Below are 674 nucleotides of genomic sequence, written 5' to 3'. Positions count from 1 at the left end.
CAGCTGCAAGATTCTGATGTTTCAATCACGGAAGTGATTGAAAAGAAGGAAAAACAAGTGGTGCGTCACCGGAAAGCTAAGGTTTCTGGCAAGCGGACCGCTTTTTTGGATGGTTTACCTCAAGTGGATGAGACAGTTCATTTAACTAATACGAATTGTCCAAAGTGCCATGAACAGATGAAAAAGATTGGTAAGCATTTATATAGCCGTGAAGTCCGACTAAAGCCGGCTGAATTGTACTGTGTGAACCTATACCAAGAAAGCTATAAGTGTAATGACTGTGACGAGGACGGTAAAGATATCATCATTAGTAGTCAAATGCCACAATCATTATTGCCTCATAGTTATATTTCCAGCAGTATTTTGGCTAAAGTAGCTGAGTATAAATTTTCCTTAGCTCTACCCTTCCATCGACAGGTGAAGCACTGGCAAGCCGTTGGTTTGCCAGCTAGCGGCCGTCAACTCGCAACTAATGTTATTACGGTTAGTCAAACTTATCTAAAGCCATTGTATGAAAAACTGATAGAGTTATTGCAGGATGAAAGAGTAATTCAGATGGATGAAACGCCGTTTAAGGTCATTGATGAAGCTAAGACCACCAGTTATTTTTGGGCAACAAGAACCACGACTGAGTTTAGCCATCATCATATGGTAATCTTTCATTATCGCAATAC

The 674-nt window shown here is 40.4% G+C and carries 1 protein-coding gene; it reads left to right on the top strand.

The annotated features are described in order from the left end of the window. Nucleotides 1–674 (top strand): IS66 family transposase (locus tag QOS01_RS10415; RefSeq protein ID WP_283622270.1); only part of this gene is annotated, 674 nt, incomplete at both ends.

The sequence above is a fragment of the Limosilactobacillus avium genome (assembly GCF_947381485.1).
Lineage (GTDB): Bacteria > Bacillota > Bacilli > Lactobacillales > Lactobacillaceae > Limosilactobacillus > Limosilactobacillus avium.
The sequence above is the reverse complement of the archived record's forward strand: the minus strand, read 5'-3'. Positions and strand labels throughout refer to the sequence as shown.